The sequence below is a fragment of the Amycolatopsis sp. NPDC041971 genome, from assembly GCF_055588925.1.
The window spans coordinates 38,230-62,039 of the sequence record NZ_JBVJCE010000023.1; the positions used below are offsets into that span (position 1 = coordinate 38,230).

At 70.3% G+C, this 23,810-nt stretch carries 17 protein-coding genes; 9 read left to right on the forward strand and 8 right to left on the reverse strand.

Annotated features, from left to right (window positions below; translation table 11 throughout):
* Positions 1 to 39: 39 nt before the first annotated feature.
* Positions 40 to 3,069 (reverse strand): AfsR/SARP family transcriptional regulator, encoded by a 3,030-nt coding sequence (locus ACZ6DT_RS34800; RefSeq protein WP_465603243.1) that lies wholly within the window; start codon positions 3,067 to 3,069, stop codon positions 40 to 42.
* A 270-nt stretch (positions 3,070 to 3,339) separates the two neighbouring features.
* Here ACZ6DT_RS34800 and ACZ6DT_RS34805 point away from each other — a divergent pair, with 270 nt between their 5' ends.
* On the forward strand, positions 3,340 to 4,548 hold the full coding sequence (locus ACZ6DT_RS34805; protein WP_465603244.1) for a hypothetical protein: 1,209 nt from the start codon (positions 3,340 to 3,342) through the stop codon (positions 4,546 to 4,548).
* Positions 4,545 to 4,931, forward strand: coding sequence for a hypothetical protein (locus tag ACZ6DT_RS34810; protein WP_465603245.1), 387 nt, complete (start codon positions 4,545 to 4,547; stop codon positions 4,929 to 4,931). Before ACZ6DT_RS34805 ends, ACZ6DT_RS34810 begins: the two co-directional genes overlap by 4 nt.
* Here the strand turns inward: ACZ6DT_RS34810 and ACZ6DT_RS34815 are convergent.
* On the reverse strand, positions 4,832 to 6,970 hold the full coding sequence (locus ACZ6DT_RS34815; RefSeq protein WP_465603246.1) for an ATP-binding protein: 2,139 nt from the start codon (positions 6,968 to 6,970) through the stop codon (positions 4,832 to 4,834). The two genes, ACZ6DT_RS34810 and ACZ6DT_RS34815, sit on opposite strands and share 100 nt — an antisense overlap.
* A gap of 270 nt (positions 6,971 to 7,240) precedes the next feature.
* On the opposite strand from ACZ6DT_RS34815, the gene ACZ6DT_RS34820 reads away from it, so the two are divergent.
* Positions 7,241 to 7,717, forward strand: a complete 477-nt coding sequence (locus ACZ6DT_RS34820; protein WP_465603247.1) for a TspO/MBR family protein — start codon at positions 7,241 to 7,243, stop codon at positions 7,715 to 7,717.
* Here ACZ6DT_RS34820 and ACZ6DT_RS34825 read toward each other — a convergent pair.
* On the reverse strand, positions 7,710 to 9,032 hold the full coding sequence (locus ACZ6DT_RS34825) for a type VII secretion protein EccE (RefSeq protein WP_465603248.1): 1,323 nt from the start codon (positions 9,030 to 9,032) through the stop codon (positions 7,710 to 7,712). The genes ACZ6DT_RS34820 and ACZ6DT_RS34825 overlap by 8 nt on opposite strands.
* Positions 9,033 to 9,327: 295 nt before the next feature.
* On the opposite strand from ACZ6DT_RS34825, the gene ACZ6DT_RS34830 reads away from it, so the two are divergent.
* Genes ACZ6DT_RS34830 through ACZ6DT_RS34845 form a run of 4 tightly spaced genes read left to right on the forward strand, consistent with a single transcriptional unit; the run spans position 9,328 to position 15,717 of the window.
* The gene (locus ACZ6DT_RS34830) at positions 9,328 to 11,469 is read left to right on the forward strand and encodes a fibronectin type III domain-containing protein (RefSeq protein ID WP_465603250.1); all 2,142 of its coding nucleotides are present in this window, start codon (positions 9,328 to 9,330) and stop codon (positions 11,467 to 11,469) included.
* Positions 11,466 to 12,419: an AAA family ATPase gene (locus ACZ6DT_RS34835; RefSeq protein ID WP_465603251.1), complete on the forward strand. Its 954-nt coding sequence runs from the start codon at positions 11,466 to 11,468 to the stop codon at positions 12,417 to 12,419. Before ACZ6DT_RS34830 ends, ACZ6DT_RS34835 begins: the two co-directional genes overlap by 4 nt.
* Positions 12,420 to 12,421: 2 nt before the next feature.
* Positions 12,422 to 13,549 carry a DUF58 domain-containing protein gene (locus ACZ6DT_RS34840; RefSeq protein ID WP_465603252.1) on the forward strand — a complete coding sequence of 376 codons (1,128 nt, stop codon included), beginning with the start codon at positions 12,422 to 12,424 and terminating at the stop codon, positions 13,547 to 13,549.
* Positions 13,546 to 15,717, forward strand: coding sequence for a transglutaminase TgpA family protein (locus tag ACZ6DT_RS34845; RefSeq protein ID WP_465603253.1), 2,172 nt, complete (start codon positions 13,546 to 13,548; stop codon positions 15,715 to 15,717). The genes ACZ6DT_RS34840 and ACZ6DT_RS34845 overlap by 4 nt, the downstream gene beginning before the upstream one ends.
* Before the next feature lie 100 nt (positions 15,718 to 15,817).
* On the opposite strand, the gene ACZ6DT_RS34850 is transcribed toward ACZ6DT_RS34845, so the two are convergent.
* Positions 15,818 to 17,245, reverse strand: a complete 1,428-nt coding sequence (locus ACZ6DT_RS34850) for a serine/threonine protein kinase (protein WP_465603255.1) — start codon at positions 17,243 to 17,245, stop codon at positions 15,818 to 15,820.
* Between the two features lie 102 nt (positions 17,246 to 17,347).
* Here ACZ6DT_RS34850 and eccD point away from each other — a divergent pair, with 102 nt between their 5' ends.
* Both eccD and eccB read left to right on the forward strand, forming a co-directional pair.
* Positions 17,348 to 18,724, forward strand: coding sequence for a type VII secretion integral membrane protein EccD (gene eccD, locus ACZ6DT_RS34855; RefSeq protein ID WP_465603257.1), 1,377 nt, complete (start codon positions 17,348 to 17,350; stop codon positions 18,722 to 18,724).
* Between the two features lie 4 nt (positions 18,725 to 18,728).
* Complete coding sequence (eccB, locus tag ACZ6DT_RS34860) at positions 18,729 to 20,162, forward strand: type VII secretion protein EccB (protein WP_465603259.1); 1,434 nt, start codon at positions 18,729 to 18,731, stop codon at positions 20,160 to 20,162.
* A gap of 199 nt (positions 20,163 to 20,361) precedes the next feature.
* On the opposite strand, the gene ACZ6DT_RS34865 is transcribed toward eccB, so the two are convergent.
* The 4 genes from ACZ6DT_RS34865 to ACZ6DT_RS34880 are packed head-to-tail and all read right to left on the reverse strand — an operon-like array spanning position 20,362 to position 23,774.
* On the reverse strand, positions 20,362 to 21,570 hold the full coding sequence (locus ACZ6DT_RS34865; RefSeq protein ID WP_465603261.1) for a hypothetical protein: 1,209 nt from the start codon (positions 21,568 to 21,570) through the stop codon (positions 20,362 to 20,364).
* Positions 21,571 to 21,580: 10 nt separating this feature from the next.
* The gene (locus ACZ6DT_RS34870; RefSeq protein WP_465603262.1) at positions 21,581 to 21,997 is read right to left on the reverse strand and encodes a hypothetical protein; all 417 of its coding nucleotides are present in this window, start codon (positions 21,995 to 21,997) and stop codon (positions 21,581 to 21,583) included.
* 10 nt (positions 21,998 to 22,007) lie between these two features.
* Positions 22,008 to 23,384 carry a hypothetical protein gene (locus ACZ6DT_RS34875; RefSeq protein ID WP_465603263.1) on the reverse strand — a complete coding sequence of 459 codons (1,377 nt, stop codon included), beginning with the start codon at positions 23,382 to 23,384 and terminating at the stop codon, positions 22,008 to 22,010.
* A 9-nt stretch (positions 23,385 to 23,393) separates the two neighbouring features.
* Positions 23,394 to 23,774, reverse strand: coding sequence for a hypothetical protein (locus tag ACZ6DT_RS34880; RefSeq protein ID WP_465603264.1), 381 nt, complete (start codon positions 23,772 to 23,774; stop codon positions 23,394 to 23,396).
* Between the last annotated feature and the right edge of the window lie 36 nt (positions 23,775 to 23,810).

Here is a 23,810-nt window from a genome sequence, read left to right on the forward strand (position 1 = left end):
GAGGAACGGGTGACCAGCGGAGTGCTTTCGCGCAAGTTATCACTCTTTGTGGTTAAGGCGTCGACCTATAGGACGAGGAGGTGCCGGGAGAGCCACGGTGTCCTCGTCGCCCGATCTCGCGAGCGGGACGACCGGATCAGGCTCGTCGATCTCGGCGACGAGCCCGTCGAGTTTTTTGGCTTTCCGGTCCCTGCCCGTGTCCCGGTAGAGCCCGGCGGCCTGCCGCCACACCCCCCGGGCGTCTTCGCGGTTCCCGCGATCGGCCAGTATCGAACCCAGCGCGACGTAGGCCCGCGCCCTCCCGTTGACATGGTTCGCTCTTTCGGCCAGTTCGATGGCGTGGTGCGCGTGCTTAAGCGCATCGCGGTCCTGGTGGCGGGCGTGCGCGAGTTCCGCCATTACGGTGTACAGCCGCGTCGCGGCCGTCAGCCCGACCTGATCGAGGAGTTCGTGTGCGGGGCGCTGGTGCGCGTCCGCGGCGTCCAAGTTCCCGAGTTTCGTGTACAGATCGACCAGCGCGGTGTGGGTTTTCACCGTGCCCGCCACGTCGTTCGCCTTCCGGCGCAGTTCCAGTGCGAGCAGATAGTGGGGCAGCGCGTGGTGGTGGAGGTCGAGTTCGACGAGCGCGTCACCCAGGCGGTGAGCGGCCACGGCGTGCCGTTCCCGATCACCGAGGGATTCCGCGAGCCGCAGGCCTTCCCGGTAGACGGCGACGGCCTCGGGGAGCCGACCGGCGTACTGGTGGCGGCGCGCCAGGTTCAGCGTCACCGTCAGTTCCCCCACCGCGATCCCGTGACGCCGGGACAGTTCGAGCGCGCGGCCGAGGCAGCGGTCCGCCAGGTCGTACGCGCCGGTGATCAGGTAGATCTCACCAAGGTCATTACTGGAGGACGCTTCCGCGTGGGTGTTCCCGTCCGCGACGGCGGACGAGACCGCGGTGGTCATCGTGCTGATGCAGTCTTCGTACAGCCCATAGCGCTTCAGGGTGTCGATCAGGCAATGCGGTAGCCGCCAGGCGTAACCGTGCAGGCCCTCCTCCGCGGCGCGGCGGACCATGGACACGAGATTGGACCGCTCGAGAAGGGTCCAGCGCAGAGCCTCCGACACGTCGTCGAAGCGGTGTGGAACGCAGCCCGGCTCGATCGGCGGCATCGGGGGAGCCTGGCGATGCGGGGAAGCCGTCCGCTGCGCCGCGTCCGCACTGTGCAGGTAATAGGAGAACATGCGATTCGTGGCAGGCGCGAATTCGTGATCGTCCCTGATGAGCACCGCCGCGAACCGGTGCAGGAGGTCGTGGACGCGGTAGCGGTCGATGTCGGCGGGCTGGAAGACGAGATGTGCGGAAACGAGCGAATCCAGGGCTCGCTGGGTTTCCAGACGGCTGGTGGCGGCCATCGCGCTCAGCGCTTCGACGCTGATCTCCGCGCCGGGGTGGATGCCCAGCAGCCGGAAGACGCGTGCGTTGGCCGGAGGCAATGCTCGATAGACCCAGGAGAACGCCGAATTGAGGCTGGCGTCCGCGCTGTCGCCGTCGTCGCCGATGTGCAGCAGGATGTCGGGATCCCGCAACTGACCGACGAGGGTCGTCAAGGTGGTGCCGGCCCGGTTGGCGGCGCGTTCGGCGATGAGGGCGAGGGCGAGCGGGAGTCCGTCGCCGATCTGCGCCAGTTGTGCCACGGCCTCCGGTTCCCGCGTCGTCCGCGCGCCGATGCGCCGGGCAAGGAACTCGGCCGCGTCGTTCGGCGGCAAGAGGTCCAGGGTGAGGTTCCGGACGTCGTGGCGGACCGAGAGCGCGGTGAGGCGACGGCGTGAGGTGATGACGACGACGCAGTCGGCCAGCGCGGTGAGCAGCGGACGGACGTGTGCGCTGTCGGCCGCGTTGTCGAGGACGATCAGCATCCGGCGTTCGGCGAGCAGTGAACGGAGTTTGGCCTCCCGTCCGGCGGGGCCGGTGATGGAGGTGATCTCGTAACCCAAGGCGTCGAGGAGGTCATCGATGACCTGGGTGGTCTCCACCCGTGGCGCGGTGCCGTCGCCGTGGAGGTCGATGAAGAAGGTGCTCCAGGCAAACCGGGCACTCGTGCGATGGGTCCATCTCAGCGCGGTGGCGGTCTTGCCCACCCCGGCCGCGCCGACGAGCGCGATCACCGCGGGATGGGGTGGTCCTTCGTGCGCTCCGGTGAGCTGGTCGAGAGACGCCAGGATCGCTTCGCGGCCCGTGAAGTCGGTGATGTCGCGAGGCAATCGGCGCAGCAGCAGGGGGACGTTCGGTTCATGGCGGGGCGGCGTGAGCAAGGTGGCCGCCGGCGACGGATCGGCTTCGGCGAGAGAATCCTGGAAACGGCGGAGTTCTTCGGCGCCTCGGTCGTCGCCGTCGGCCAGGAGTTGCCGCCGCGCGGTGAAATAGTATTCGGTGGCGTCATCGTGCCGCCGGAGTTTGTGCAGGAGCGTCAACCGGCGCCGGGCGAGACCGACGATGAAACCGTGTTCGCGTTGGAGATCGTTGAGCCTGCGAAGCGCGGGATCGAACTTCTCCAGCCCGATGTACGCGTCGATCAGCAGACCATTGGCGGGTATCCATTCATCGAAGATGACGGAATTCCGCCAGTTCTCCGCCCATTCCGTGTGCACTTCGGCGAGTGGAATGTCACGCCAGAGAGGAAGGGCACCTTCGAGAAGTGAACTTACTCGTTCGTGATCGTGTTTCCGGAACGCCTGGTGCGCGGAAGTGATCAATTCGCTGAGCCGGAAGTAGTCGATCGACTTACGGTCGACAAGGAGTTGGTAACCGCCGCCGGTGTTGTCGAGTCTCGCTTCCGTGTCGCTGTCCTGCAGGATCGCGCGAACCCGGTTGGCGTAGGTATGCAGTGTCGCAGCGGGATTTCGTGGTCTTCGGTCCTCCGGCCAGGCCTGCCTGACGAGCGTCTGGATGGAAATGTGCCGTCCCGCCTGTGCGAGCAGGACGGCGAGGACCGCGTGTTCTTGCGCTCTTCCCCATCGCACGGTCAAACGACCGTGCATCCGGACGATTGTCTTGCCGAGAAATCCGAGCGAAATGTGCTGCTCCACGGCGCCTCCCCTCCCAAGGTGTCACCGAAGTGACCGCGCTCCCACGGTCGAGTTTCGCAGGTGGACCCGGATCTGGCCAGGTCAAGACGTGCCTGACAGGCATCTGTCATGTCTCTGGCATCTCGTGAAAGGGCGGTGTTATTCCCGGAACAGGAGGCTGAACGATCGGGCCGCCACTCTTTTCCGTAGTGACGATGAATCACTGAAACGAGTGGAGGCGGAAATGGCGGAACGACTACGGATTTCGTCGGCGACGGGATGGGGGCGAAGATGACCGGGATCTCGTGGGCGCGTGTGCCGGGAAGCAGGACGGCGGAGCGATGGCTGACCCGGACGGGGTGCCGCCGGGTGCTCGCGGTGGTGCCGCATATGACGGCGGGTACCCGGCTGGCGGACGTACTGCCCCTCTTGGAGGCGGACGCCCGGGTGCAGATCGCCTTCACCACACCCGACGGCCCGGACACGTGGCCCGGTGTCGACGAGTACCTGCGTCGTTCGGGCGGCCTCGTCCTGCCGTGGCACCAGGCTTCGCGGATGCGCTTCGACCTGGCCCTCGCGTCCAGTCATGTGGGCATCGACGAACTGGAGGCGCCGGTGATGGTGCTTCCCCACGGCACCGGGGGGATCCGGTCACGGGTCAGCCCGCACGGGACGGCGATTCCGGGGCATCCCAGGGATCTGCTCGTCCGTGACGGCCGAGTGGTGCCGGAAGCGATGGTGTTCGCCCACGAGGACGACGCCAGGCGAATGTGCCGGGCTTTTCCCGAGGCGGCTTCACGGGTCGTCGTCGCCGGAGATGTCTGCTACGACAGGATCCGGGCGAGCATGCCGCTGCGACTGCGGTATCGGGACTCGGCCGGCATCGAGGCGCACCGGAAACTGGTGATGATCAGCTCGACCTGGTCCCCGCATTCCCTGTTCGGCGGGAACCTGGACCTGATCACCCGGCTGGCCTCGGCGCTGGAAGGCCCGGAGTACCGCGTGATGGTGGCTCTGCACCCGCTGACGTGGTCGGCTCACGGGACCCGCCAGGTTCGCGCGTGGCTCGCCGAGGCGCTCGAAGCCGGAATCCGGCTCCTGCCGCCGGAGGAGGGCTGGCGGGCGGCGCTGGTCGCGTCGGACTGCGTGCTCGGGGACCACGGTTCGGTGACGCAGTACGCGGCGGGGCTGGGGAAACCGGTCCTGCTCAATCCCGGCTCCGTGCTCGACGTCCGGAAGGGGAGTCTCGCCGACCTGCTCTGGAAGTCCGCGTCCGTTCTCGACCCCGCGCGGTCCTTGCGGGGGCAGGTGGACGAACTCGTCGCCGGGGGTTCGCGGCGTCGGCTTCCGGCCATCGGGAAACGGATCACCTCGATGCCGGGGGAGGCGGCGGCGCGGCTGCGCGAGGAGATCTACCGGATCCTCGGAATACCCGAGCCGGACCGTCCGGCCGAGGTCACGCCGGTGCCGCTGCTCACCCGAGAATCGCCGGGGACATGAGGGCGCGGGCGCGCGGTGCCGTCGTCGAGGTGCGGTGGACCGACGAATGCGGGCTGCCGGACCACGTGCTGGTCGCCTGGGCGGACAAGACATCCGAAGCCTGGCTGCGCCGCGCGGATCTGGTCATCTGCGCCGCCGCGCCGGAGGACGCGTGGCGGCACGCGGGCGACGTTCTGAACGCGTTGCCCGGGGCGCTGGTGGTCATCGCCGGAGGCTTGATCCGGTTCCGGGACCACCGGTTCGTTCCTCGCCCGGCCGAGTCCGGGATCGACGGCTGGCCCCGTTATTCCGGCGGTGGCCAGGAAGGGCTTTCGGTGTCGTCCGCGATCGCCGCGATCCGCGCTTCGACCCGATGTGCCTTGAGATCCCTCGAATCGCGGTAGATCTCCAGCGCCCGCCGGAGATGGGTGCGGGCCGCGTGAGTGTCGCCCTCGCGCAGCCCGCATTCCGCGAGACTTTCGAGTGCTTCGGCGTAATACGGATCGGCGCCCGAACTGTGCAACGTCGCGGCCGCCTCTTCCAGCAGCCGGGAGGCTTCGCCGACACGACCCAGGGCGAGGTGGGCGTTGCCGAGCCGTGTCCGTGCCCGGGCGTGGAGGACGACGTCGTCGATCGCCAGTGCTTCGGCGGCCGAGCGCTCCAGGTGACCGATCGCCTCCTGAGTCCGCCCTAGAGCCGCGTTGGCTTCCCCTATCCGTCTCAGATGCAGCACCACACCGCGGTGTTGTCCCGCTCGCTCCGCGAGCCGCAGAGCGCGGGTGAAGTACTCCAATGCGCGCTCGTGATCTCCGGTGCTTTGCGCGACGACGCCCAGGTGTTCCCACGCGGTCGCCTCACCGCCCGGATCGTCGATCGTTCGCGAGGCTTCCAGGGAGGCCGCGAATTGGGTCCGCGCTTCTTCGAATTTGCCGGTGTTGAGATAGGCGTAGCCGAGTTGGATGTGCATGCGCGCTTCCGCGGCGGGATCCGCGCAGCGCCGGGCGGCGTCCACCGCCCATTCGTGCGTCTTCTCCCATTGACGATAATGCTTGCGATAGAGGAAGAAACCCCACAAACCCTCGCAAAACTGCCAGACCTCCTGCCACCAGCCCTGTTCGACGGCCGCGTGCATGGTCGCGACGACGTTCGCGAGTTCCTGTTCCACCCAGTCCAAGGCACCCCGGGCATCGGAGAACCGTGATGGCCGCGCGTGTTCGTGGCGCGGGCTGAGCCGATGACGGTGCGGGATGATGGTGAGGTCGGCCTCCGCGACGTTGTCGAGATACCAGTTCAGCATTCTCCGCAGCGCGTCCGCGCGGGTCGACCGGTCCTCCGTTTCGGCCGCCTGCTGACGCGCGTGCACGCGCGTCAGATCGTGGAACTTGAATCGGTCGGGCCCGATATCGGTCAGCAGGCTCGAAATGATCAGGGAGTCCAGCGCGTCCTCGGTCTCGGTCGCGGGACGGTCGATCGCGGCCGCGGCGAGGCCGAGACCGAAGTCGCGGCCGGGATGGAGACCGAGCAGGCGGTAGACCCGCGCCGTCTCCGCGTCCAGTTCGGCCAAGGAAAGATCGAAACTCGCCTGTACGACCGCTTCGTCGGCGATTTTGAGGCCCGACAGACGGCGCTTTTCATCGGAAAGCACCCCCACCAGCCGGGAAATCGGCCATTGGGGCCGGGTCGAGAGCCGTGCGGCCGCCACGCACAGGGCGATCGGCATACCACCGCAGAGCGAGACCAATTCCCGGGCGCGGTCGGGTTCGGTCGTGACCCGTTGCGTGCCGACGGTTCTTTCGAGCAGCCGCAAACCCGCGTCTTCGTCGAGCGGGGAGACGACGAACGCCCGCGCGCCGTCCATGGCCAGCGCGCCGAGCCGCCATCGGCTGGTCACGACGACGACGCTGTCCGGTGACGCGGGCAGCAACGGCCGGACCTGCGCGGCGGAGTCCGCGTCGTCGGCCAGGACGGCGAACCTCTTCCCGGCGGTGACCGACCGATACATGGCCGCCTGCTCCGAAATCTCGGCGGGCACCTGCTCCGCGGGCACGCCGAGCGCCCGGAGAAAGCCGCCGAGCACATCGTCGGGAGTGGTCGGCCCGTCGGCGCTGAAGGCTCCCAGATTCACGTAAAGCTGGCCATCGGGAAAACGGTCGACGTGATTCGTGATCCAGCGTGACGCGAGCGCCGTCTTCCCCATTCCGCCGGATCCGGTGATCACCGCCAGCGCCGGCCCCTGCCGCTGGTCGTCGTCGAGCAATCGGGTCAGCGCGGTCAGTTCCCGTTCCCGGTCGGTGAACGACGAGGACACCGGAAGCAGCTGTCGCGGGATGACCGGCCTGATCCCCTGTTGGAGGAAGATGTCACCATGAACGGCGCCGACCTGTACCGAGGTTCCGGAGACGTCTCCGGTTATCCTGTTCTCGCCTCTGTCACCTGAGTCCATTCCGAGCAGCACCCCCCTGCACCGAGTCTGGTCACACGAGGCCTGCCGCGGTACCGCTTTCACAGCGAAGCTGAATGTGATGTTCGACTTACTGATCGGCGCGGATCGGGCTCGTGTCGAGCTATCGACCGGGTAGAGTCACGGCGGGTATTGCACTCCGTGCTCACGCCACCCGAACGGTGTAGGTAATCGCCTGGTGCGTTGCGAATCGATCCTGCGCGGCCGTGTTCCCTGACTTACGCTCGAACGAGCCGAAGACAGGAGCCCAGGATGACCACGATGCCAGGACGACTCCGCGCGCCGCTGGCGTTCCTTCCGTTCCTGGTCGCGGTCGCGGTGGTCGCGCTCATCGGCGGCCTGGCCGCGACCGGCGCCCGGTCTGTCTACAGTGGACTAGACTTGCCGCCGTTCGCCCCGCCCGCGTGGCTGTTCGGTCCGGTGTGGACGGTCCTGTACCTCGGGATCGCGGCGGCGGGCTGGCTGTACTGGAAGGCCGGCGGCGAACGCCGCGGGCTGGTCTGGTACGCGGCACAACTGGTCCTCAACGCCGCTTGGACGCCGTTGTTCTTCGCCGCCGGCGCGTACGGCCTCGCGCTGGCCGACATCCTCGTGCTCGACGTCGCCATCGTCGTCACCGCGCTGTACTTCCGCCGCTCTTCCCGGGTTTCGGCCGCGTTGCTGCTGCCGTACCTCGCCTGGACGTTGTACGCGACCGCGCTCACCGTCGCGATCGTCGTGCTCAACTGACGCCGATCGGCAGGGTGGCGGCCACCCCCTTGGCGTGCCTGCCGTCGAGGCGGTCCAGTGCCAGTCCGCCCCGGCGTGCGACGAGTTCCAGGTCCCGCACCGCGTGTTCCACCGGCTGAGCCCCCGCGGCGGCGATCCGGATCGCCGCGCTGACCCGGGGTTCGGTCTCGGCGGCACCGCGGCGGGCGGTCACGGCGAGCGTCACCGCGGCGCCGGGCGCGGCGGCGAGCAGACGGCGCGTCAGATCCGCCGCGAGCACCGGTGAAAGCGCGTCCCAGCCGTCGAGGCGGAAGGTCGCCTGGCAGATCGGGCCGCTGTGCCAGAATCGCCAGTCCTCCCGGATCCGCGCACGGCCCGCCGTGACGTGTGCCAGCGACGCGAGCGCGCCGAGGACCTCGTTTTCGGCGAGCGCCCGCACCGGCAGTCCGTCGCGCCGCAGCTGCCGCCGCACCCGCCGGATCGTGTTCCCGAGTGCCTGCCGCACGTCGGCGTCCCGGTGGACATCGACGGTGCGCAGCGCCTGAAGGGCGACCCAGCCGCGTGGCGGCCGGGAGCGGTCCGCGCCGATGTGGTGGAGGACCTGCGCGGCGACGTCCAAGGCCTGCTCCCGTGACGGCGGCAGCAACGTCAGCGGTGACGGCATCGGCCGCTCACGGACGGCCGACTTCGGTTGCAGCACGGCGGTGATGCCGTCGGCGCGGCTGACCATGAACACCGTCTCGTCGCCGATCTCGCCGGTGATCCCCGTCGCTTCCGGCGACAGCAGGCGCAGCAGCGCGCGGCCCGCCTCGCCCGCGTGCCGGAGATCACGGTCGCGGTCGCGGGTCAGGTAACCCGACGCCGAACCGAGCCAGGAGTAGAGCCAGCGCCCGCGAATCCGCACGGTGGTCAGCGCGAGGACCACCACGGCGGCGGTGAGCACCGCGGCCACCAGCGGCCAGGGCCGCCCCGCCACCAGGACGAGCGCGACGAGGACGAGTTGCCAGCAGACGATCTGCGTGATCCCGATCCCGCCGAACCGGCGGGACCGCCGCACCGCGACGGGCACCGGCGGGTTCGGCCGCGGCGGACCGTGCGCCGGAGCGGGAACGGGCACCGCCGCGGACCAGCGCGGCTGCTGCTCCACCTGGCGAGCGGCGGTGAGCGCGGCCAGCGCGGCTTCACGTGCGGCCGCCCGCGCGGCAGGCGCCGCGTAGGCGAGCGAGTCGGGCATGGCCGCGGCCCGCGGTACGGCAGGCCCCGTTTGGGGAAGCGGCGGAGGCGGTGCCTGGTACCGCCCACCCGTCCTGGCCGCGCCGAGATCGGTCATCTTCATGCCTCCTCAGAGTCCGGTGGTGAATCCGCGACCGCGATCGACGTCGGCGGGGCGCTGTCCGGTCGTCCACGTCGAGGTGGCGGGCAAGGCGCCCTGCCACCGCGATAGCGGGGCCTGCGGCCGGGCAGGTTCACGCGTTTGGTGTTCTTTCGATCCCATCTCAGCTCCGCCGACCGGCACTCGAGCCGTGTCGCTTCAGCCTGCCGGGCGAACATGAGGTTTCGATGACAAGCGACCGCGAGCCCGAGACAGGCTGTTTCATCGAAATTTCATGGTCGGTCTCTAGCTTGATCGCGTGAACACCGACGAGCGGGGCACGAAGCGGTTCAGCGTGGTGGCCAGGACGAGGATGGCCGTGGCGTTGGTGGTCGCCGGCTGCCTGGCGCTGGTCGGCCTGGCCGTCACCGGGCAGGCGTCGACCCCGGAACGGCTGGAGTTCGTCCAGGTCGGCCACTGGGTCTACAACGACGCCGCCCAGTCCGCGTTCCACGTCGACGGCTCGACGAACCGGGTCGACGCGCGCGCGGACGTGCCCGGGGCCGCGAACGGCAGCCAGGTCGTGCAGGGGGACGATTCCGGTTACGTCGTCGAGCGGAACCGCATCACGGAGTTCGACAAGGCGACCCTGAGCGTCGAGGAGTCCACCCCGCCGCCCGCGCCGGAAACCCCGTTCGTGATGGAGATCGCGGGCGGTCCGTACCTGGTCTACCGCAACGCCGGTCAGATCGTGCGGCTCGGCGACCCGGCCGCGACAGTGCCCGCAGGGGGGCCACTGTCCCGGCCGGTCGCGACGAACGACGGGACGGTGTGGGCGCACCGCGTCGACAACGGCTCGATCTGCGAACTGCCCAAGGGCGCCGTCGTCATGACCTGCCCCGCGCGACTCCCGCCCGGGCACGGCGGAGGACTCACCCTGGTCGGCGACCGGCCGGTCGTGCTCGACACCACCGGCGACAGCCTCCACCGCGTCGGCCCGGACGGCCTCGGCGAAGCCCTTCCTCTCGGCATCAAGCTCTCGCCGTCGGCGCAGGTCGCCAACAGCGCCGTCGGCGACCGGCTGGCCATCGCCGACCCGGAGCGCAATCAGCTGCACCTCATCGACATCAGCGGTCTCGACCAGGACCGTCCCTCCGCGAAGCCGATCTCGGTCGAGCTGACCAAGGGCAGCCGGTTCAACGGTCCGCTCTCCTCGTCGAACGTCGTCGCCATGGTCGACGAGACCCGCGGGGAGGTGCTGACCTACGACGTCGCGGGCAAACTCAAGGCCACCGCGAAGGTGCCGGGCCAGGGAACGGCACCGAGGCTCGCCAAGGGTGAGGACAACCGGATCTACGTCGACAGTTCCGACGGCTCGCACGTGCTGGTCGTCAACGGCGACGACGGCACGGTGGTCGACGTCGACGTCGACAAGGCGGCCAACAGCCAGACCGCGGGCGCGCCGTCGGCCGATCCGGAACCGTCCGGCGACCAAGCCCCGCCGCCGCAACCGCAACAGCCGCAACAGCCGCAGGCGCCTCCGAAGACCCAGCAGGCGCCCCCGCCGGTGGCGAAGGCGACGCCGCCCGGCGCGCCGAGGAAGGTGAGCGCGACGTCCGGAGACGGCTCGATCAAGGTCTCGTGGAGCCCCGCCGCGGACAACGGCGCGCGGATCAGCGGCTACCGGTTGACCTGGAACGGCGGTTCCACCCGGGTCGGCGGATCGGCGCGGGGGACCACGATTTCCGGGCTGACCAACGGAACCCCGTACGTGATCACCGTGGTCGCCGAGAACTCGGCGGGCATCGGGGCGGGCGCCAGCGCCAAGGCGGTCATCCCGGGACCCGCGAACCGGCCCGCCGGAGCACCGGTCGTCACCGCGAACGCCACCGCGGCCGGAAAGGTGTCGGTGAGCTGGACCCAGCCCGACCTCCGCGGCGGCACGCTGGTGCACTACCTGGTGAGTGTGACGGGCCAGGGCCAGCGCACGGTCACGGCCACGTCCGCGGAGTTCACCGGGGTCACCGGCGCCGCGACCGTCACGGTCCGCGCGGTCACGAAGTTCGGTTCGGGGGCCGCGATCACCGGGGCCACCGGCAGCAGGAAGGTCACCGTGCCGGTGGTCTCGGGGCCGCCGACGATCACGATCACCCAGGTGCGGGGCAAGGACAACAAGCTGTTCGTTTCCGTGAAGGCCGACGGCAAGGGCGCTTCCGCGACCTGCCAGGCGGAGTTCTTCGAACCGACGAAACCGGTACCTTGTTCCGGGGCGACGACCCTGACCATCCCCGAGGTCGCCTGGGTCGGCGCCATCACGATCACCGCCACCATCAAGACCTCCGCGGGTACCGCCACGGACTCCTGGCGAGGAGTACCCGCGATGAACGGTGGCGCGCTGCTCTGGCTCGGCCCGCTGGCGCTGGTGGGTTTGCGCCGACGAAAGGAAAAGGAAGTTCTGTGACGCTCACACCCAGGGTCGCCTTCGAGCAGATCGCCGAGAACGTGCAATCGGTGGTGCGCGGTAAACCGGAGGTCGTCCGGCTCACCGTGGCGGCGCTGTTCGCCGAAGGGCATCTGCTGATGGAAGATGTGCCCGGCGTCGGGAAGACGACGATCGCGCGCTGCCTCGCCGCCAGCATCGGCGGCCGGTGGAACCGCATCCAGTTCACCCCGGACCTGCTCCCCGGCGACATTACCGGCGTGATGGTCTACCACCAGAACAACGAGCGGTTCCAGTTCCACCCCGGCGGGATCTTCGCCAACGTGGTGCTGGCGGACGAGATCAACCGGGGCACGCCGAAGACGCAGGCCGCGCTGCTGGAGGTGATGGCCGAACGCCGCGTCACCGTGGATTCGGTCGGCCAGGCGGTGCCGCGGCCGTTCCTCGTGGTGGCCACGCAGAACCCGATCGAACTGGAGGGCACCTACCGGCTGCCCGAAGCGCAGCTGGACCGGTTCCTCATGCGCATTTCGGTCGGCTACCCGGATCTGGAATCCGAGATGCGGGTGGTGATGGGGGACTGCGCCGGCGTGACCCCGGACGAACTGAAACCGGTGCTGACCATCGCCGACGTCCAGTCGGTCATCGACGAGGTCCGGAAATCCCATCTGGCACCGGAGATCGTCAACTACGCGGTGCGGCTGGCCGCGGCGAGCCGTTCGCATCCGGACGTCCGCTACGGTGCCAGCCCGCGTGGCAGTATCGCGCTGATCCGGGCGGCACAAGGGCTCGCCGCCACCTTCGGCCGCGATTTCGTCACCCCGGACGACGTCAAGGACGTCGCGCATCCGGTGCTCGACCACCGGCTCGTGCTGAACCCCGACGCGGAACTCAACCAGCGCCGGACGGCCGACATCGTCGACGAACTCCTGGGCGCGACGGCCGCGCCCATGGCCGCGATGGGGAGGTAGGCGTGCGGCTCACCCGCCGCGGCGTCATCGTGCTGGTCTTCGCCGCCGGGTTCTACGTCCTCGGCGAACTGGCCGGGTACACGTTTTTCCGCGCCTTCGCGGGGATCGCGGCGGGCGCGGTGCTGATCGCGTTGGTCACCACCCGATTCCGGCCGCGGGTCGAGATCGGCCGCACCGTCCAGCCGGACCGGGTCGAGCGCGGGAAACCCGCGCTGGCCTCGCTCGTCGTGCGCAATACCGGTGCGCGGCGGCACGGCGGTTTCGCCGCGGGGGACGGGATCGGGGGCGAAACGCACCGCCTGCGGGTCCGCCCGCTCGCGCCCGGTGCGGAGGCGACGTACCACTACGAACTGCCGACGACGACCCGCGGGAAACTGCGGGTCGGCCCGCTCGTGGTGCACCGGCCGGACCTGTTCGACCTCGCCCGCGGTGACCAGACCGTCGGCGGTACCGCGTGGTTGTGGGTGCACCCGCGACGGCATTCGGTGCGCGCGGCGCAGGCCGGTCATCCGCGCCACCACCACGAGGGACCGATCACCGACCCGCCGCTGCGCGGTTCGGCGGATCTGCGCGCGGTGCGGGAGTACGTGATCGGCGACGAGGTCCGGCATCTGCATTGGAAGGCGAGCGCCAGGACCGGACGGCTCATGGTGCGGGAGTACGCCGACCCCGCCCAGCCCCGGTTCACCGCGGTGCTCGACACGCGGCCCGCGTCGATGAGCCCGGCCGTTTTCGAAGAGGCCGTCGAAGTGGCGGCCTCCCTGTTCTACGCGTCGGCGTCGGCGGGACAGCACTGCCGTCTGATCACCGCCGCCGGCGCGGACACGCTGACCGACAGCGGGGTGCGCGCGGCGAGGACGTTGCTGGACGAACTCGCGCTCGTCACCCAGGACGCGGCGGACGACGCGCCGTTGCTGCCTTCGGTGCTGGCCGCGGCCGAACGGCCCGGGGGTGTGCTGGTGGTGATCACCGGCCCGGACGCCGATCTCGGGCACGCGGCCCGCTGGCGGCCCGACACCGTGGTCCGGCTCGGTGACCTCAGGCCGTCGGCGGGGTCCGGCGGCGTGCTCATCGCGGTCGACGCCGCCGGTGCCGCCGCCCAATGGAACTCCTTGGTGGGGAAGGTATGAGCGCCCGATTCGACCGGATCGCGGTCGCCGGGCTGCTCGGTGCGACGGGGGTCGCCGGCCTGCTGTTCGCGCCCGTGTTCGGCTGGGCGCCGCTGCTCGTCCCGGTGCTCGTGGTCGTCCTCGTCGGCTACGGCTGCGCCGAGCTGACCGCGAAGTTCCCGAAACTGGTGCCCTACCGGCCTTTGTTCGTCGCGCTGTTCGGGTTGCTCGGGTTGATCGAGACGGTGCTGAACTCGACCACGCTCGCGTTTCTTCCCACGGGCGCGTCTTTGCAAGGGATCGCGCGCGGCTTCACCGAAGGCTGGCAGCTCACCCTGCAGTCCACCTGGCCCGCGCGCCCGATCCCCGAACAGCTGCTGTTCGTCCCGCTGTCGGTGTTGCTCGCCGTGGTACTCGGGCTGGAACTGGTGCTGCGACTCAAGAAGCCGCTGGTGGCGCTCGTGCCGAGCCTGGCCGTCGCCGGGCTCGCGCAGGCGTATCAGGCGTCGACGGGGGTCGTCGCGGTGGCGACGGCGCTCGGGTACGCGCTGCCCGCCGGGCTTCTGCTGTGGTCGGGGCGCCGCGTCCGGCCCGTGAACCGGGCACCCGGCGTGCCGCGATCCTGGCGGGTGACGGGCTCGGCGGTCTGGCCGGCACTGTCCACTGTGGTCGCACTCGTCGCCGGGGCGGTCGCGTTCGCCGGGCTCGATCCGATCGGCCGTGATCCCCTGACGCTCAAGGACACCCAGGCCGCGCCACCGCCGCGTGGCAGGCTCGGCAACCCGCTGCACGAGATCGCCCAGCGGCTCGTCCGGCCGGACGAGGAGGTGTTCCGCTACCTTGGTGACACCCCGGTCGAGCAGTGGCGCCTGATCGTGCTGAACGATTTCGACGGCGCGAACTGGCTGTCCGATTCCCGGTTCCAGCGGCTCGGCGCGGGCCTCGACGGCGCACCCGGTGGCGCGGGCGGCACCGCCGAACTGAAGGTGCGCGGGCTCTCCGGGCCCTGGTTGCCGAGCCATCAGGGCCTGACCGGGGTGGACGGTGTGACGCCGCTGGTGGACCAATCCGCGGGCACCCTGATGCTGGAGTCGCCGTCGGCGGCCCAAGAGCGGAACTACCGGCTCAACTGGTCTTCGCCCGAGGTCGACCTCGGTTCCGGCGAGATCGACGCGCGGGTCCCCGGCGGTCTCGGCGGACTCGGCGCGGTGCCCCCGGACGTCGAGCAGGTGGCCAAGGACGCCGTGCGCGGCCTGCGCCCGACGTTCCAGACCGCGTTGCAGCTGGAACGCTTCCTCAGCACGAACTATCAGGTCGCGGTGGGTACGGAGGAGCTGCCGACCGGGCACGGCTGGCCGCAGCTGCGGCACTTCCTGCTGGAGAGCAAGCGGGGGACGAGCGAGCAGTTCGCCGCCGCGTACGTGGCCCTGGCGCGGATGAACGGTATCCCGGCGCGGCTCGTCGTCGGGTTCCGCGGTTCGGCGGAGATCGACGGCGGGATGCACGTCGTCCGCAACCGCGATGTCCTGGCGTGGCCCGAAGTCGCGGTCGCCGGGGCGGGCTGGGTGGCGCTCGACCCGACCGCCACGGCGGGCAAGGCGGGACGGAATCCGGCGGGCCCCGGCAAGGCGGTCGCCAGGGCGAGGGCCCAGCTGCCCGCCGAACAGCAACTGCGGCCGCCCCAGCTCCCGCCGGGCACGCCGTCGGAGAACGCCGAGGACCAGGCAGCCGACGTGGGTGCGAGCCGCTGGTGGATCGCCGTCGCCGCCGGGATCGTCCTTTTCGGACTCATGTGGCTCTTCGGGGTTCCGGCGGCGAAGGTCCTCCGCGCGCGGAGGAGGCGTCGCCGAGCCGGTGCCGAAGGGGTGCTCGGCGCCTGGGACGAGATCCGCGACCGGTTGCGCGCGCACGGCGTGCCGTTCCGGATCGGGATGACCCCGCGCGATCTCGCCGAATCGGCCGGATCGCTTGCCGGGGAAGGGATCCGCGAGCCGGTCGCCCGGCTGGCCAAGGTGCTGGACGTGACGCTGTGGTCCGGGGTCCCGGTGGGTGACGGCGCCGTCCGGCGGGCGTGGCAGGAGGTCGGCGAGCTACGCCGGGGCCTGGCCACCAGACCGTTCGCGGCTCGGGTGCTGGCGGCACTCGAGCCGCGGACCCTGGTGCCGATCAAGTCCCGCGAAGGTCGCTGAAGGGAGCGGGTCTTCCGTCTTCTCTTAAGTACGTGAAGGCCCCCTTCCTGTACCTAGGCGCAAGGATGGGGGCCTTCATGTACTCGAGGAGGGGGTCAGCTCACGGGTTGCAGCGGGCGCCGCGGATCGCGACCGGTTCGGTGGTGTAGATGTGGCGGCCGTCGGTCGCCCTGAGCTGGAAGCAGTACCGGCGCGCGGGGTCGACCGGGACGTCCAGGCCGCGCTGGCGGTGGGCGACGAGTTGTTTCGTCTCGATCCGTTCGCCCGCCATGATCACGACGAAGTCCAGTTCGCCTTCCGCGGTCCAGCGCAGCTGCACGTGATCGCTCTGGTCCTTCGGCGGCGCGAGGGCCAGCTTCACATCCGGCGCCGGTGCGGAAACCGGTGAGGGCGGCGGGATCGCGGCCGCCACCGGGACGGCCTGCCCACCGATTTCCGCCGGGCCGAGGACCAGCGGCACCACGGCCAGCCCGGCGGCGAGCACGCCGGCGCCCGCCAGCGCGACGGTCTTCCAGGGAAGCGTGCGCTCGGTTTTGAGCGGACCGTTGAATTCCCGGATCAAGGTGCGTCCACTCGGCGGCGGTGCCTGCACCACCTGGACCGGCGCCGGGGCCGGGGCCGCGTGGACCGGCGGGGCGGCGGGCCGGTGCACCTCGGCGAAGTCGTCGAATTCGATGTCGATGGGTTCTTCTTCGCTGGGTACGTCGAAGGATTCCCCGGTGACGACCTCGCCGCCGGGCGAGCGCAGCTTCGTGAACAGCCGTGCCAGCGACGCGACGTCACGCGGGCGATCGGCCGGCTCCTTGGCCAGCAACCGGAGGATCGTCGCGGAGAGCTCCCTCGGGACGCCCGCCTCCTTGATCGGCGCCACCGGTTCCCGCAGCACCTGGAGGATCCGCTCGCCGGGCTGCTGCCCGGTGTGGCGGGGGAAGGGCGGTGTGCCGGTCAGCGCGGCGTAGAGCACCGCGCCGAGTCCATAAAGGTCGGACGCGGGGGAAAGCGTGTCGTCGCGCAGGGTTTCCGGTGCGGTGTACTCGACCGCGTACATCGGATCGCGCGGGAATCGCCGCCGCAGAGCCACCCCGAAGTCGGCGAGCACGAATTCGCCGGAAACGCGGTACAGCACGTTTTTCGGGCTCACGCCGCCGTGCAGGACGTCCACTCCGTGCGCCGCGGCGAGTGCCGACGCGATCGCGGCGCCGAGGGCCAGCACGTCGGGAACACCCAGCCGCGCACCGGAATCCAGCAGACCGGCGAGTGAACCGTGGCACAGTTCGCGGCGGATACCGGACCGGCCGCCCGCGTCGGTCAGGACGTCGTCGATCTGCAGCACCGATCGCGTCGAGCGCACGGCGGTCAGCGCCTTCCGCTCGCGTTCCAGCCACGCGGAGGTCTCGCGGTCGAAGGCAGTGGGGAACATCTTGACCGCGAAGTCGTTGCCCGTGACGGGATCCCGGCCCGCGTAGACGGTGGCGATGGGACCCTGGGCGAGTAGCCGCGGTCCGCCGACGCCTGTCTCGATGCTCATGACCCCATTGTCGCGCAAGAAGACCCGATTCGGCGTACTTTCCCGGCGGCAGGTTCCTGCCGCCGGGGCCCGGCGGACCGCCCGCTGGCCGACCCTTTTCCCATGCAGACTGCCGGCCTGGTCAGGGTCACCATCACCACTCCGCACCGGCGCATCGACATGGCGCTGCCGGAACACGCGTCCGTCGCCGAAATCCTGCCCGGCCTGCTCGCGCGGGCGGGCGAGGGAATGGCCGACGACGGGGTCGCCGGCGGCGGCTGGCAGTTGCGCCGCGCCGACGGATCCGCCTTCGATCTGGACCGGACGCTGGGCGCGCACCGGGTCCGGGACGGGGAGATCCTCCATCTGACGCCACGCCGCGCCGAATGGCCGGAGCTCGAGTACGACGATCTCGTGGACGCGATCGCCACCGGATCGGATGGCCGTGCCTGGGGACCGCGGCATACGCGCCGGGCGGGGCTGGCGGCCGGTGCCGCGGCCGCCCTGTTCGGATTGGTCGCGGTGGTGCGCGCGGGACCGCCGTGGACGACGCCGGCGGCGTGGGCCCTGGCCGTTTCCGCGCTCCTTCTGACCGCGGGCGTCCTGCTCGCGCGGGCACTGCGCGACGCCGGGGCCGGTGCGGTCGTCGCCGCCGTCGCGCTGCCGTTCGCCTTCGTCGGCGGCGGTCTGCTGCTGGCGGGTGACGACCCGATCGGCGCGCTGTCCGCCGGTCATCTGCTGCTGGGGAGCGCGGCACTGCTGCTCGCGGCCGTCGTCGGCCATCTCGGGGTGGTCGCCGCGCCGGAACTGTTCGCGGGGGCGGCCACCGTCGGGCTGCTCGGGGTGCTCGGCGGCTGGCTGGCCACCTTCGACGATCTGGCGGGCTACCGGTCGGCGGCGGTGATCGGCGGCGGCGTGCTCGTGCTCTCGACCACGTTCGCGCCGCTGGCGCTGCGGCTCGGCCGGGTGCCGATGCCGGTGCTGCCGAGGTCGACCGCGGACCTCGTCCGCGACGATCCCCAGCCACCGCTCGAACTCGTGCACGCCGCCGTGGCCAGGGCGGACGCGTTGCTCACCGGGATGCTGGGCGGCGCGGCGACCGTCGTCATGTACTGCCAGCTGCAGTTGATCCGCAGCGACAGCGAGGCCGCCGTCATCCTCGTCGCCCTGCTCGCGGCCGGTTTTCTGGTGCGGGCGAGGTTGTACCCGATCCTGCGGCAGCGGGTACCGCTGCTGGTGGCAGGCATCTGCGGCGCCGGATGCCTGCTGGCGGGGCCGCTCATGGCGGATCGCTCGCTGCTGCTCGTCCTCGCCGGACCGCTGTCCTTGGCGGTGGCCGCGGGCGTGGTCGCCTCCGGTGTCGTGCTGAGCACCCGCGCCGCCAACCCGTACCTCGGCAGGATCGCCGAGTACTTCGAGATCCTGGTCACGATCGCCGTCGTCCCGGTGGCGTGCTCGGTACTCGGCCTGTACGGCTACGTGCGCGGGCTGGGGGGCTGAAACCATGGCGTCCAAACGAGATCAACTGCAGGCGTACCAATTCCTGGTGCAGCGCGCCATCTCCGCGCTCGTGACCAGGGAGACCGACCCGGAGCAACCACCGTTCCGCCGTCCGTCCGGCGCCGCCTTCGCCGGTGTCGCGCTGGCGATCGTGGCGCTGGCCTGCGTCGGGGTCTACGGGATGATCGTGCCCGGCGGGAACAACGCCTGGCGCAAGAACGCCGTCGTCATCGTGGAGAAGGAGAGCGGTACCCGCTACGTCTACCTCGGCGAACGGCTGCACCCCGTCGCGAACTACGCGTCCGCGCTGTTGTTGCTCGGCGAACACGGCACCACGGAACGGGTTTCGCGCGAGTCGCTCGCCGGAGTCCCGCGCGGGCCCCGCATCGGCATCGCCGACGCACCGGACGGCCTGCCCGGACCCGAAAAACTGCTCACCGGATCGTGGTCGCTGTGCTCCGCGCCCGCGAGCGACCTGGCGGGCAGCCGGATCGAGGAGTCTGTGCTGCTGGCCGGCGCCTCGCCTTCGGGCGGCGCGGCACTGGGAGACCAGGCGCTGCTGGTGGAATCGACGTCGACCGGCGATCGGTTCGTCGTGTGGCGCGGGCACCGGCACCGGATCAACGACTACGGCGCCGTCGGCACCGGCCTCGCGCTCACCGCCGAACCGTGGGCGCGGGTCGGCAGGGCGTGGCTCGACGTACTCCCGGAGGGCACGCCGATCGGCCCGCTCCCGGTGGCGGCGGCGGGCGAGGTGTCCACCGCGGTACCGGGCCGGACCGACATCCGGAACGGGATGCTGTTGCTGGTGCAGACCTCCGGCGGCGGGCAGCAGCACTACCTGGCCGAACGGGACGCCCTGCGGCCCATCACCGAGCTGCAGTACGACGTGCAGCGCGCGAGCGCCCAGATGATGGCCGCTTATCCCGGCACGGAGCCGAAAACCGTGCCGCTGCCGCCTTCGCTGGCGACCATGTCCCGTCAGCTGGACCCGGTCCAGGCCGAAGCGGGCTCGGCACCCGTCACCCGCCCGGCCATCGCACGCCTGCGCGACCAGGACACCACCGTGTGCGCCACCTTCGGCGACGGCTCCGCAGCCCCTTCGCTGACCGTCGATCCCTCGATGCCGCCCGCGGATCCGATGTCCACCACCGCCCGCCGGACCGCATCCGGGACCCCGCTCGCGGACCGCGTCCACGTGCCGCCCGGCAGCGCGATCGTCGTCGAGGCGATGCCTTCGGCACAGGCCCCGGCCGGGACGCTGACCGTCGTGACCGACATGGGGCGCCGCTATCCGCTGGCATCACCCGACGTCATGAAGATGCTCGGCTACCCGTCGGCGCGTCCGGTGCGGCTTCCCGCCGGCCTGGTCGCGCGGCTGCCGGAAGGCCCGAGCCTGGACCCCGCGGCCGCACGGCGCCAGACGTTGGGCGGCTGACCCGCCACCGGCCGTGATTCGCGTGTCCCTGCACGGGACTCGCGTGATTGAAGGCGGAACACGCGAGTTACGCCCCCAGTCACGCGAGTTCCGTCTCTGATCACGCGAGATACGCCTTCAATCACGCGAGATACGGCAACGATGTAAAGGCCCCTTCACTGCGTCTAGCGCAGGGAAGGGGCCTTCACGTACAAGCGGCTCAGCGGGAGGTCGGCCGCCACAGGTCCTCGTCGAGCATCTGCACCGAACCCGACTCCGACTCACCCGGTCGCCGTCCGCGCGCCAGCGTGAACCCCGCGTCGGGATTGCCGTTGGCGGCCCGCCCGCGCAGCTTCGCCGGAACGCCGTCGCTTCCCCCGGAGGATGCCCGGGGCCCGGACCCGTTCCGCCCGACCGGCTGGTCGTTCGACGACGGCCGGAGGGTGCTCGCCGTGTTCTGCCCACCGGCGTGCGGCGGCGCCATCGGTGACATCGGGCCTGTGGCCGCCTTCGCGGTGGACGGGCTCGCTGCCACCGGCTGGATTTCGGAAGCCAGACTGGGTGCCTTTTTCGTGCCGATCGGCTTTGCCGCGACCGGGAGACCGGCGAGCCCACCCGCCACGCCGATACCGCCGAGCAGCCCCGTCGGGACCGGCGGTGCGCCCGAGCCGCCGGGGATTCCGCCGAGGCCCGGGACTGCCCCGGCCGCGGTCGGAAGGGGGGTGAGCCCGGCGAGCGAAACACCTGACGTACCGTCGTAGCCGGGGATTTCCGGCATCGAGACGTCCGTTCCCGTCCCGCCGCTCCCGCCGCCGACACCGAGCGATTCGGTCAGCCCCTGCACTTCCGTCAGCGCGTTCATTCCCGCTTCGGCCGCCTTGATGAAGTCGGCGGGCGAGTTCCCCTCCGTGGACGCCTGCGGAGTCTCGGGCATCAGATGGTCGGGCTGCTGGATCCCGGAAGCCGAGACGACCTTGAGCATCGACATGTCGAACTGCGCGCCGAGCGCGGTCATCCGCGCGCCTGAGGCCTGCTGGATGAGTGGAGCCGCCCAGGCGGTCAGCGGGTTGGCGATAGCCGCCATGTACTGGCTGTGCAGCAACGACACTTCCTGCATCGCCTCCTGGATACCGCTCGCCAGCGTCGTCAGCGTCTCGGCGGGCTGAGCGAGATCGATCCGCTCACCCCAGAACTGGAGTTCGGCGAGTGAGCGTTGCGCCCTTTCCTCGTGGGCGCGGCCCGCGTCGTCCTGCCACGTCGGCGAAAGCTCGCCCACCCGGGTGTGCAGTTCGGTCGACGCGCTTTCGATCCAGGCACGGGATTCGGTCCACATGCGGGCCGCGTCGGTGAGGACGGCGACGTTGGCCTGCTCGGCGGTGATCATCGCCAGATGCGCCTCGATCGGCAGCAGGTTGTAGGGAACAGCCATGATCAGCTCCTCAGACCAGGTCCTGCGGGGCGCCGCCCGCGGCCGGGTCGGCCGGTTTTCCGTTGGTAGTGGACGCTTGTTGCGCGGAGCCTGCCGTCTGCTTCACCAGATCGATGCCCTGTTTGAGCACCTTGGTGGCAGACGTGGCCAGTTCGAGCGCACTGGTGACGTCCGCCGCGCTGTAGGTGATCGCGGCGGTCTTGACCTTCGTCGAGTCGGTCACCATCTCTTCGGTCATCTTCGCCATGAACGCGGCCATACTCGCGGTGGCGGCCTTGTCCAGCACCGACATCGCGATGCCTTCGAAGAGACCGGTCAGATTCGGCGGCGTTCCCAGCCGTGCCAGTGACGGCGGCATTTCCGGGGCGGTGAGCTTGCTCGAGTAAGCGCTCATCGACTCGGTGTCCGCGTTGATTTTATCGGGCATTTACCCCTCCTCACTGTCCGGCGCGATAGCGCGGACCACTGTCTTCCTGTTTGACCTGCCACAACTCCTCGTCGAGCAGCTGGACCGTGTCGTTCTCCCGGTCCCACCGCCGCGGTGCGGGAGCCGGTTCGGTTGACCGGTTGACCGGACGGCCACGTCCGGACCGGCCGAGCAGGGAAACCCCTGGCGTCGCACCGGGTTTGCGGTCCCGGGACCGTCCGGTGGCGGCGTGCTCGGCCGCGCCGGGCTTGATGCCGTTGCCCGTCCTCGCCCCGCCGTGCTGCGGTTGCTGCTGCGCCGGCGGCATCGCGCCGGGAGTGCCTGCCGCGCCGGTGCCGCCGGAACCCGTGGCGGAAAGGGAAGCCACCGCGGGGAAGGCGGCATTGCCGACTCCACCGGGTGACGCCGGGTTCATCGGCGCCGTCGGCGAAGGCGCCCCACCGGCCGCGCCCGCTGGTCCACCGACCGGGCTCACCCCGCCCCCGGCGAGGCTCGGCAGGCCGGAACCACCGTCGAGCCGGGCGAGCAGGTCCGCGACCTCCACGGGCGTGAGCGAGTTGCCAGGGCCGAGCGGATCGATCGGATGGAGCGGCGTCGGGCTGGGGGCGCCCGTACCGCCGCCCATCAGCTGTTGTGCAGACTGCATCGCCTGACTCAACGCGTTCAGCGCCCCTGGGGCCGCTTCGAGAGCGTCCTTGACCGGATCCGTCGTCTCCGGGACCTCTTCCTCCGTGGGGCTGGGTTCCTGCGGCTGCGGGGAGGAAAGCGCGGGCGTGGTACCGGGAGAAGCGGCTCCGGAAGCGGGAACGCCGTTCGTGGCCGGTCCGGGCCGTCCTTGCCCGGAGGACGCGGCGAGTGGGCCTTCCCAGGGCCTGCCGACGGCGTTCCGCATGGCCAGCGCCGTGGCCTGGTACTTCGGGGCGAGCTTGGTGATCTCGTCGGCGATCTTCGTTTCGATGTCCTGCCGTTGTTTGACCCTGTCTTCTTCGGACAGTCCGTTGTAGTGGACGACCTGCTGTTCCACGGCGCGATGGGCTGCCCAGAGAGCGGTATCCAGCGTGCTGATGCTTTCGAGCACGTTCGGCGCGGACATCGTCTGCGGCACGGGAAACCGGCCGTCGAGGATCGAGGCGGCCATCCCGGTGTCGTCGGTCCACGTCCGCATGACGCCGACGTCCCTCCCGACCCGGGCCATGAACTGCTGTCCGGCCGCGTCGGGCCACCGATCCTGGGTGACAAGCTGATTCGCCTGCTGGTAGAGGAGAGTCGCCTGCCCGTCGATCCAGGCCCTCGCTTGTCTCCACAGGTAGCCGGTGGCCACCAGCTTGGGGACGTGGCTCTGCACCTCGGCCGTGATCTGCTTGTACATTTCCTCGATGGAGGCCATGAAATCCCCTCAGTGTTGACCGGCGCGAGGTGCGAGGAGCCGGGGGTCGATCACCGTGGGACCTTCCGGGCGGCGCGTGACAAAGGTGTTCAAGATCTCTTGGCGGGCCGTCTCGTCGGCGCGAAGATAGCTCGCGGCCGTTTGCTGGACGAAAGCGCTGTATGCGGCGAATCCCTGTTCGGCCTGTGTGATGAAGGTCTGGAGTTGCCCGATACTCTCGTTTTCCGCGGCAGTGAGATGCATGCAGTAGCCGTCCAGCCCCCCGGGACATGGTGTCGACTGGTCGATCCGGGAGATGTTGCTGACCGGCGGCTGCTCGAGGCTGCCCATGATCCGGGACGCGAACTCCCGCATCGCGTCGGTGTCGCCGTTGATCTCGTCACCGCTCATCGTCACTCCTCACGTCGTTTTGAGAAAAGGCAACCA

Excerpts from the sequence above, each read along its gene's own strand:
- ACZ6DT_RS34805 (WP_465603244.1), top strand. The coding sequence starts at position 3,340 with ATGACCGGGATCTCGTGGGCGCGTGTGCCGGGAAGCAGGACGGCGGAG.
- ACZ6DT_RS34810 (WP_465603245.1), top strand. The coding sequence starts at position 4,545 with ATGAGGGCGCGGGCGCGCGGTGCCGTCGTCGAGGTGCGGTGGACCGAC.
- ACZ6DT_RS34815 (WP_465603246.1), bottom strand. The coding sequence starts at position 6,970 with ATGGACTCAGGTGACAGAGGCGAGAACAGGATAACCGGAGACGTCTCC.
- ACZ6DT_RS34820 (WP_465603247.1), top strand. The coding sequence starts at position 7,241 with ATGACCACGATGCCAGGACGACTCCGCGCGCCGCTGGCGTTCCTTCCG.
- ACZ6DT_RS34825 (WP_465603248.1), bottom strand. The coding sequence starts at position 9,032 with ATGAAGATGACCGATCTCGGCGCGGCCAGGACGGGTGGGCGGTACCAG.
- ACZ6DT_RS34845 (WP_465603253.1), top strand. The coding sequence starts at position 13,546 with ATGAGCGCCCGATTCGACCGGATCGCGGTCGCCGGGCTGCTCGGTGCG.
- ACZ6DT_RS34850 (WP_465603255.1), bottom strand. The coding sequence starts at position 17,245 with ATGAGCATCGAGACAGGCGTCGGCGGACCGCGGCTACTCGCCCAGGGT.
- eccD (WP_465603257.1), top strand. The coding sequence starts at position 17,348 with ATGCAGACTGCCGGCCTGGTCAGGGTCACCATCACCACTCCGCACCGG.
- eccB (WP_465603259.1), top strand. The coding sequence starts at position 18,729 with ATGGCGTCCAAACGAGATCAACTGCAGGCGTACCAATTCCTGGTGCAG.
- ACZ6DT_RS34865 (WP_465603261.1), bottom strand. The coding sequence starts at position 21,570 with ATGGCTGTTCCCTACAACCTGCTGCCGATCGAGGCGCATCTGGCGATG.
- ACZ6DT_RS34870 (WP_465603262.1), bottom strand. The coding sequence starts at position 21,997 with ATGCCCGATAAAATCAACGCGGACACCGAGTCGATGAGCGCTTACTCG.
- ACZ6DT_RS34875 (WP_465603263.1), bottom strand. The coding sequence starts at position 23,384 with ATGGCCTCCATCGAGGAAATGTACAAGCAGATCACGGCCGAGGTGCAG.
- ACZ6DT_RS34880 (WP_465603264.1), bottom strand. The coding sequence starts at position 23,774 with ATGAGCGGTGACGAGATCAACGGCGACACCGACGCGATGCGGGAGTTC.